Annotated in this window: 9 protein-coding genes; 6 read left to right on the top strand and 3 right to left on the bottom strand. The window is 70.8% G+C overall.

Annotation, left to right across the window (positions count from 1 at the left end; genetic code table 11):
* From VGD85_RS12570 to VGD85_RS12580, 3 genes are all read left to right on the top strand, one after another.
* The coding region (locus tag VGD85_RS12570; protein WP_331063785.1) for a hypothetical protein at positions 1 to 189 on the top strand (189 nt) is incomplete at its 5' end.
* A 161-nt stretch (positions 190 to 350) separates the two neighbouring features.
* Positions 351 to 1,613 (top strand): DUF445 domain-containing protein, encoded by a 1,263-nt coding sequence (locus tag VGD85_RS12575; protein WP_331063786.1) that lies wholly within the window; start codon positions 351 to 353, stop codon positions 1,611 to 1,613.
* 4 nt (positions 1,614 to 1,617) lie between these two features.
* Positions 1,618 to 1,872, top strand: coding sequence for an RNA-binding S4 domain-containing protein (locus tag VGD85_RS12580; protein WP_331063787.1), 255 nt, complete (start codon positions 1,618 to 1,620; stop codon positions 1,870 to 1,872).
* A 140-nt stretch (positions 1,873 to 2,012) separates the two neighbouring features.
* Here the strand turns inward: VGD85_RS12580 and VGD85_RS12585 are convergent, their stop codons facing one another.
* Positions 2,013 to 2,381 (bottom strand): FKBP-type peptidyl-prolyl cis-trans isomerase, encoded by a 369-nt coding sequence (locus VGD85_RS12585; protein ID WP_331063788.1) that lies wholly within the window; start codon positions 2,379 to 2,381, stop codon positions 2,013 to 2,015.
* 33 nt (positions 2,382 to 2,414) lie between these two features.
* On the opposite strand from VGD85_RS12585, the gene VGD85_RS12590 reads away from it, so the two are divergent.
* On the top strand, positions 2,415 to 3,455 hold the full coding sequence (locus tag VGD85_RS12590) for a PP2C family protein-serine/threonine phosphatase (protein WP_331063789.1): 1,041 nt from the start codon (positions 2,415 to 2,417) through the stop codon (positions 3,453 to 3,455).
* Positions 3,456 to 3,484: 29 nt separating this feature from the next.
* Here VGD85_RS12590 and VGD85_RS12595 read toward each other — a convergent pair whose 3' ends face one another.
* Together VGD85_RS12595 and hisN are read right to left on the bottom strand one after the other, a co-directional pair.
* A complete protein-coding gene (locus VGD85_RS12595; protein WP_331063790.1) occupies positions 3,485 to 3,916 on the bottom strand; it encodes a CBS domain-containing protein in 432 nt (143 codons plus the stop codon).
* A 97-nt stretch (positions 3,917 to 4,013) separates the two neighbouring features.
* Complete coding sequence (hisN, locus tag VGD85_RS12600) at positions 4,014 to 4,907, bottom strand: histidinol-phosphatase (RefSeq protein WP_331063791.1); 894 nt, start codon at positions 4,905 to 4,907, stop codon at positions 4,014 to 4,016.
* On the opposite strand from hisN, the gene VGD85_RS12605 reads away from it, so the two are divergent.
* Complete coding sequence (locus VGD85_RS12605) at positions 4,908 to 5,393, top strand: DUF2231 domain-containing protein (protein ID WP_331063792.1); 486 nt, start codon at positions 4,908 to 4,910, stop codon at positions 5,391 to 5,393.
* A gap of 228 nt (positions 5,394 to 5,621) precedes the next feature.
* Positions 5,622 to 7,247 carry a hypothetical protein gene (locus VGD85_RS12610; RefSeq protein ID WP_331063793.1) on the top strand — a complete coding sequence of 542 codons (1,626 nt, stop codon included), beginning with the start codon at positions 5,622 to 5,624 and terminating at the stop codon, positions 7,245 to 7,247.
* Positions 7,248 to 7,292: the final 45 nt, after the last annotated feature.

The following is a 7,292-nucleotide window of genomic DNA, read 5'->3' on the forward strand; positions in this document are numbered from 1 at the left end:
AGCGCCTGGGCGGCCGTGTCCGCGCCGGTGCCGGCGCCCGTTGCCGGGGCGGAGCCGGTGCGGCTCGAGGACGCGCCCACCGGGGCCTTCCCGGCCGTGGGCGAGTCGGCGACACCCGGCGACCCGGCCGTCAACGGGACGGCGAGCGCGATGGATGTGGCCAGGACGACGATCGGGCGGCGCATCTAGCTCCTCGAGAAAGGTAGGTGTCGGCGACCCCGAGCGCCGGGGCCAGTACGAGACTGCCCGGCGGTGCGGTGCTCCCAAACCCACCTCGCCGAGCCTCGTGTGGTCCGGCTCATTCTCGCACCACCCTGGGTGGAACCGGGTGTGAGGCAGGATGGCGAGCGATGTCCACCATCTCGATGATCACCCCCAACCCGGCCGCCGACGAGCAGCGCCGGCGCGGACTGCGCCGGATGCGCACCCTCGCGGTGTCGTTGCTGGTCTTCGCCGCGCTGGTCTATGTCGCGACCCTCGAGCAGGACGGGTTCCTCGGGTTCGTCAACGCCGGCGCCGAGGCGTCGATGGTCGGCGCGATCGCGGACTGGTTCGCGGTCACGGCGCTGTTCAAGCACCCGTTGGGCCTGCCGATCCCGCACACGGCGCTGATCCCGCGCCGCAAGGACGAGCTCGGCCGGGGCCTGGAGGAGTTCGTGGGCGAGAACTTCCTCCAGGAGGGCATCATCCGCGACCGGGTCGCGGCGGCCACGATCTCGCTGCGGGTAGGTCGGTGGCTCTCGCGCCCCGAGCACGCGCGCCGGGCGGTCGACGAGGTGGCGGACGTCGCGGTGATCGCCCTCAACCGGGTCCGCGACGAGCACATCGAGGGCCTGATCCGCGACGCGCTGGTGCCGCGCTTCCACGACGAGCCGATCTCACCGCTCCTGGGCAGCCTGCTGGAGGAGACCGTCCGCGACGACCTGCACCACGGACTCGTCGACCTCGGTCTCGCCGAGCTGCACCGCTGGCTGGTGGAGAACCCCGACACGGTGGCCGAGGTGCTGGGCGAGCGGGCGCCGTGGTGGACGCCGCCGCGGCTCAACGAGGCCGTGACCACGCGCCTGCACCGCGAGCTGGTGCACTGGGTCGAGGACATCCGCGACGACCCCCGCCACCACGCCCGGCAGGCGCTCGACTCGATGCTCGAGCAGCTCGCGCACGACCTGCTCCACGACCCCGAGACCCAGGAGCGCACCGAGCGCCTCAAGCAGCGGCTCCTCGACCACCCCCAGGTGATCAGCTCGAGCGTCTCGCTCTGGAAGGCGTTGCGCCGGACCCTCCAGGCCTCCCTCACCGACCCCGAGGGCGCGGTGCGCCAGCGGCTGCTCGACGAGGTGTCCCGCTTCGCCGACCGGCTGCTGGCCGACGAGACGCTCCGCGAGCGGCTCGACGGGCTCGCCGCGGACGCGGCGGTCTTCGGCGTCGAGCGGTACGGCGCGGAGGTGACCACGGTGATCACGCACACGATCGAGCGCTGGGACGGCAAGGAGGCCGCTCGTCGCATCGAGCTGCACGTGGGACGCGACCTGCAGTTCATCCGGATCAACGGCACGATCGTCGGCGGCCTGGTGGGTGTGCTGATCCACGCCGTCAGCGTGCTGGTTCACTGAGCCCATGGCCGATCCGACGCCCTTCGACGTACCGATCCGCGACGAGTCGATCCGGCTGGGCCAGTTCCTCAAGCTCGCGAACCTGGTGGAGTCGGGCGCCGACGCCAAGCCGGTCATCGCCGACGGGCGGGTCCGGGTCAACGGCGACGTCGAGACCCGCCGTGGCCGCCAGCTGGTCGTGGGCGACGTCGTCACCCTCGACGGCACGGCCGCCCGCGTCGCCGACGAGGCGTCGTTCGAGGACGACCTGCCCTGGTGAAGCCTTGACCCCGCCGTAGGCGGTCCCAGCGGGCTTCGGCGGGCTCCAGCGGCTACTTGTCAGCCGGAACCCGCACGACACGCCGGTGGTCCTCGGCGTGTCGTGCGGGTTTCACCGGCCGACCGGTGAAACCCGCAGCGTCAGGAGACACCCAGCAGGTCGACGACGAAGATCAGGGTCTCGCCGGGCTTGATCACGCCGCCGGCACCGCGGTCGCCGTACCCGAGGTGCGGCGGGATGACCAGCTGGCGGCGGCCGCCGACCTTCATCCCCTGGACGCCCTGGTCCCAACCGGCGATGACCTGGCCGACACCGAGGCGGAATCGCAGCGGCTCGCCGCGGTTGTACGACGCGTCGAACTCCTCGCCCGTGGAGTGCGCGACGCCCACGTAGTGGACCGACACGGTGCTGCCGGCGGTGGCCTCGGGGCCGTCGCCTTCGGTGACCTCGGTGACCACCAGGTCGGCGGGCGGGTCGAAGTCGGGGAACTCGATCTCGGGCTTGTCCATGTGCGACACCTTAGGTGCTGGCAGGATCGGGGCGTGACCTCGACCTCGGACCGGTGGCCGCCCCTCGACCGGGGCGTCGGTGCCGGACTGGCGGTGCTGGCGGCCCTCGTCGCTGTCTCGCTGACCACCGAGGTGCAGCTGATCGGGGTGTTCGGGACCGGCACGATCGTCGCGAGCCTGCTGACCACCTCGCGCCGCACCGCGGTCGTCGGTGTGGTCGCGACCCTGCTCGCGGTGCCGGTCGGGGTGTGGCACGACAGCCTCGGCACCCTCGACTGGTGGGTCCGGGTGCTGCTGTGCGCGCTGCTCTCGGCGCTCGGCGTCCAGGGCGCGGCGCTGCGGGAGCGCCGCGAGGGGCGCCTCGAGCGGATGACGGTCATCGCGGAGACTGCCCAGCGGGCGGTGCTCCGGTCGATGCCGACCGCGATCGGGTCGGTCGGCCTGGCCGCGCGCTACGTCTCCGCGACGGCGGAGGCGCTGGTCGGCGGCGATCTCTACGAGGTCGCGGCGACGCCGTTCGGGGTCCGGGTGATCGTCGGCGACGTGCGCGGCAAGGGGCTGGAGGCGGTGCAGACGGCCGCTGCCGTGCTGGGTGCGTTCCGGGCGGCCGCGTTCACCGCCGCGGACATCGCGGCCCTGGCGCGCACGATCGACGAGACGCTGGCGCGGATGATCGGCGACGAGGAGTTCGTGACGGCGATCGTGGGGGAGTTCCACGGCGACCGGGTCACGCTCGCCAACTGCGGCCACCATCCGCCACTGCTGGTGGTCGAAGGCGCCACTGAGACCGCCGACACGGGGGAGCCGACGCTGCCGCTCGGTCTCGGTGCCGAGCCGGTCCTGACCGAGCACCCCTGGCCGGTGGGGGCCCGGGTGCTGTTCTACACCGACGGGCTGGTCGAGGCCCGCGACGCCCACGGGGAGTTCTTCCCGCTCGACGAGTACGCCGCCGAGCTGGGCGAGGGCAGCGTCGAGGAGGCGCTCGACCGGCTGGTGGAGCGGCTGCTGGTCTGGGGCGGGCAGCGGATGTCGGACGATCTCGCGCTCGTGCTCGCCGAGAGCGAGCCGCGTTAGCAGGCTCGGCCCGGGTCCAGCATCGAGGCTCAGGTCTGGTGCACGTAGCTGTCGAGCTGGTCGCGCTCGAACTCCAGCTGGTCGATGCGGTGCTTGACGACGTCGCCGATGCTGATGATGCCGATGAGGCGACCGTCCTCGACCACCGGCACGTGGCGGATCCGGCTCTCGGTCATCGTCTTCATCAGCTCCTCGACCGCCGCGTCCTGCTCGCAGGTCTGCACGACCTCCGTCATGATCGCGCGCACCGTGTTGTTGATGACGGTGCCGTCGCTGTGGAGGTGGCGTACGACGTCACGCTCGCTGACGATCCCGTCGAGGCTGGTGCCGTCGGAGCTGACGATGAGCGCGCCCACGTTGTGCTCGGCGAGCTTCGCGATCAGCTCGCGTACGCCGGCGTCCGGGCCGATCGTGATGACCTCGCTGCTGGGCTTCGCCTTGAGCACGTCGCCGATCCGCATCGCTGCACCTCCGAGGGTTCTGCTGGGGTCCGTGCGACGACCGTACTGTCGGCACGCCCCGGCGTACAGCCCCTCGTCCAGCCCGTGACGACCGGCGTCAGTCGCGGGGCCGGTGCAGGCGCAGGTCGGACACCGACCCGGGGCCCGAGCGGGGCGAGTCCGGGTCGTCGGAGTCGTCGGGGAGCGAGCCGAGGAACGACAGCGCCGCCTCGTGGAGGTGGCCGTTGGTCGCCAGCGCGTTGCCGCCGAACGGGCCGTCGGTGCCGTCGAGGGAGGTGAACCGGCCCCCGGCCTCGCGGACGATCACCGCCAGCGCGGCCATGTCGTAGACCTCGAGCTCGGGCTCGGCGGCGATGTCGATCGCGCCTTCGGCGAGCAGCATGTAGGACCAGAAGTCGCCGTACGCCCGGGTCCGCCAGCAGCGGCGCATCAGCGAGACGAAGTCGTCGAGGCGGCCGCGCTCCTCCCAGCCGTGCAGCGAGGCGTAGGAGAGCGAGGCGTCCTCGAGGCGGCGTACGTCGGAGACCTGGCAACGGGTGGCCTTCAGCAGGGAGCGTCCGGTCCAGGCACCGTGGCCTGCGGACGCCCACCAGCGGCGCTGGAGCAGCGGGGCGGAGACCACCCCGACGACGACCTCGTCGTCGACGACCAGCGAGATCAGCGTGGCCCAGACCGGGACGCCCCGGACGAAGTTCTTGGTGCCGTCGATCGGGTCGATGATCCAGCGCCGCTGGCTGTGGCCCGTCGAGCCCTGCTCCTCGCCGGTGACGGCGTCGCGCGAGCGCACCCGCGAAAGCGTGCGGCGGATGCTCTCCTCGACCGCCTGGTCGGCGTCGGTGACCGGCGTGAGGTCGGGCTTGCTCATCACGTGCAGGTCGAGGGCCTTGAACCGGGCCTCGGTCAGGGAGTCGGCGTCGTCGGCGAGGACGTGGGCGAGCCGCAGGTCGTCGGTGTAGTCCGTGGAGCCGGTGGAGCCAGAAGAGATCGGCACGTGCTCACCCTAGTGAACTCCCCGGCGTCCGGGTCCGTGTACCTGTCCATGGAGATCAACGGGCTCCCGCTGCACCCCCTGGTCGTGCATGCCGCGGTCGTGTTCGGATCGCTCGCCGCGGTCGCGGCGCTCGGGTACGTCGCGCTGCCCCGGTGGCGGTCGGTGCTGCGCTGGCCGGTGCTGGCCGTCGTGCTGGTCGGCGTCGGGTCGATCGTCGCGGCGTACTACAGCGGCAACAGCTTCTTCAGCTCCCGGCCGCCCGAGATCCGGGCCAGCCCGCGGGTGCTGGAGCACCAGCACCTGGCCCGGCAGCTGTTCTGGATCACGCTCGGGTTCGGCGCCGTGGCGGTCGTCGCCGCGTGGCTCTCGACGCGCACCGGTGCGGTGCGCGTGGTGCTGGACGCGCTGCTCGCCGCCGGAGCCGTGGTGGTGCTGGTGTGGGTGGTCCGCACCGGCGACGCCGGGGCGCGCGCCGTGTGGGGCTAGGAGGCTGCTGAACAAGACGGGCGAACGCGAGCGGCGTCCGGTGCGTGCGGTGGCAAGGCGGCCGAGGAACGGCGTGGCGGGTCACTCCGACCGAGGCGAACGCCGCCAACGCTCCACCGGGCGTCGCGTAGCCGCGCGGATTGTTCATCAGACTCCCAGTGAGGCTTCGCCTCTGACCGCCGAGTCCGGGGGCTGGTGTAGCCGGTCTGGTGCGGCGCAGTGTGGGGCATGGGCGAGACGCTGACGGTCAATGAGTTGCTTGAGGGTCACGTCGGGTTGGACATCGAGTGTCTGGATCGGATCTATCTCAACGGCTATGTAGCGAGCCTGCAGACCAGCGGCCAGGTGTGCGCGTTCATGATGGCGCATCTGAAGCAGCCGATCCCCTCGCCGGCGATCATGGAGAAGATCGGCACCGCGTTCCGCCGTGGGGTGAAGTCGTTCGCCGAGGCCCATCAGGTCCCGGTGGTGAAGTTCGCCAAGGACGACCGTAAGCAGGATGTGATGCACCCGTACCTGGCTGCTCAGGCCAAGACGGGCCGTCCGGGCGTGGCCGCGATCGGTGTCGCCCAGGAGTACCAGAACGTGTGGTCGGCCTACCAGCGTGAGGACCGCGGCGACACGGGCCGTCAGGTGTGGTTCACCTTCACCAAGGCCGATCGGCGGGTGACCTGCTACTACTTCTACCTCTGGGATGAGGACTTCGGCCCATGCTTCATCAAGGTCTGCGCCTACTTCCCGTATCCGGTCAAGGTCTGGCTCAACGGGCACGAGTGGGCCAAACGCCAAGCGGTCCACGCGGGGATCGGGTTCACCGAGCTGTCCAACGGCTTCGCCACCTGCGCCGATCCGGACGGTCTGCAGACCATCTGCGACCGCCTCGGACCAGGCACCATCGGCGTGTTCTTCGAGCGCTGGATGAACCGACTGCCGCTGCCGCTCACCCCGACGGACCGGGGCGCTGGGTACTGGTGGGAGCTCTCGATGCGGCAGATCGAGACCTCCCGCACCATCGTGTTCGACCAGCCGCGGCGGGCCCGGACCTTCTTCGAGGCCCTGGTCGCCGACAACCTCGACATCGGCCGACCTGATCGGGTGGAGCTGGTCTTCGCCGGCCACCCCCGCCGGTGGGGCCGCCCACCGAAGGTCGAGCCGACCTACAAGACCCGGATCGCGACCCGCGACACCGTCGGGGTCACGGTCAACGCCGACTACAAGCACTCCCGGGTCAAGCAGTACCTCAAGGACGGCCGCGCGCTGCGGGTCGAGACCGTGATCAACACCCCCGACGACCTGGGGTGCAAACGCCGCCTGGCCCACCTCGACGAACTGCAGGCCAAGGCACGTGCCGTCAACGCCCGCCTGCTCGATACTGAACGTGTCGGGCAGGGTTGTGTCCTTGCGAGCCCAGCCTTTGAGCGGGTCGCACAGTCCACCCTCAACCAGGATGGCAGGAGGTCGCCCGCACTACGGTTCGGAGATCCTCGGGTCATGGCCCTGCTCGGCGCCCTGTGTGTCGGCCTGAACGCCCTCGGATTCACCAACCGGAGCCTCCGCGCCCAGGTGTCCCATCTGCTCGGCGTTCCCTACACCGTCAACCAGATGAGCTACGACCTCGCCCGGCTCAGGACGAAGGCTCTGATCCGACGACGTCCCGGCACCAACACCTACGACCTCACCGCCGATGGCCAACGAGTCGCGATCTTCTACACCAAGCTCCACGACCGCCTGCTCGGACCGCTCATCGCCGCCGACCAACCACCCGCACCACCCGAACTCCAACGCGCACTGGCCACCATCGACCGCCACGTCGAGGGCTACACCCACCGAGCGCGCCTAGGAAAGGCAGCCTGAAACTCAAGACAAACGCCAGAGTTCGAAGAACCTAGCTTCGCTAGC

The organism is Nocardioides sp. (genome assembly GCF_036401255.1).
Taxonomy (GTDB): Bacteria; Actinomycetota; Actinomycetes; order Propionibacteriales; family Nocardioidaceae; genus Nocardioides.

Coding starts and splice junctions, on each gene's coding strand:
- VGD85_RS12575 (WP_331063786.1), top strand. CDS start 351: ATGTCCACCATCTCGATGATCACCCCCAACCCGGCCGCCGACGAGCAG.
- VGD85_RS12595 (WP_331063790.1), bottom strand. CDS start 3,916: ATGCGGATCGGCGACGTGCTCAAGGCGAAGCCCAGCAGCGAGGTCATC.
- VGD85_RS12585 (WP_331063788.1), bottom strand. CDS start 2,381: ATGGACAAGCCCGAGATCGAGTTCCCCGACTTCGACCCGCCCGCCGAC.
- VGD85_RS12610 (WP_331063793.1), top strand. CDS start 5,622: ATGGGCGAGACGCTGACGGTCAATGAGTTGCTTGAGGGTCACGTCGGG.
- VGD85_RS12580 (WP_331063787.1), top strand. CDS start 1,618: ATGGCCGATCCGACGCCCTTCGACGTACCGATCCGCGACGAGTCGATC.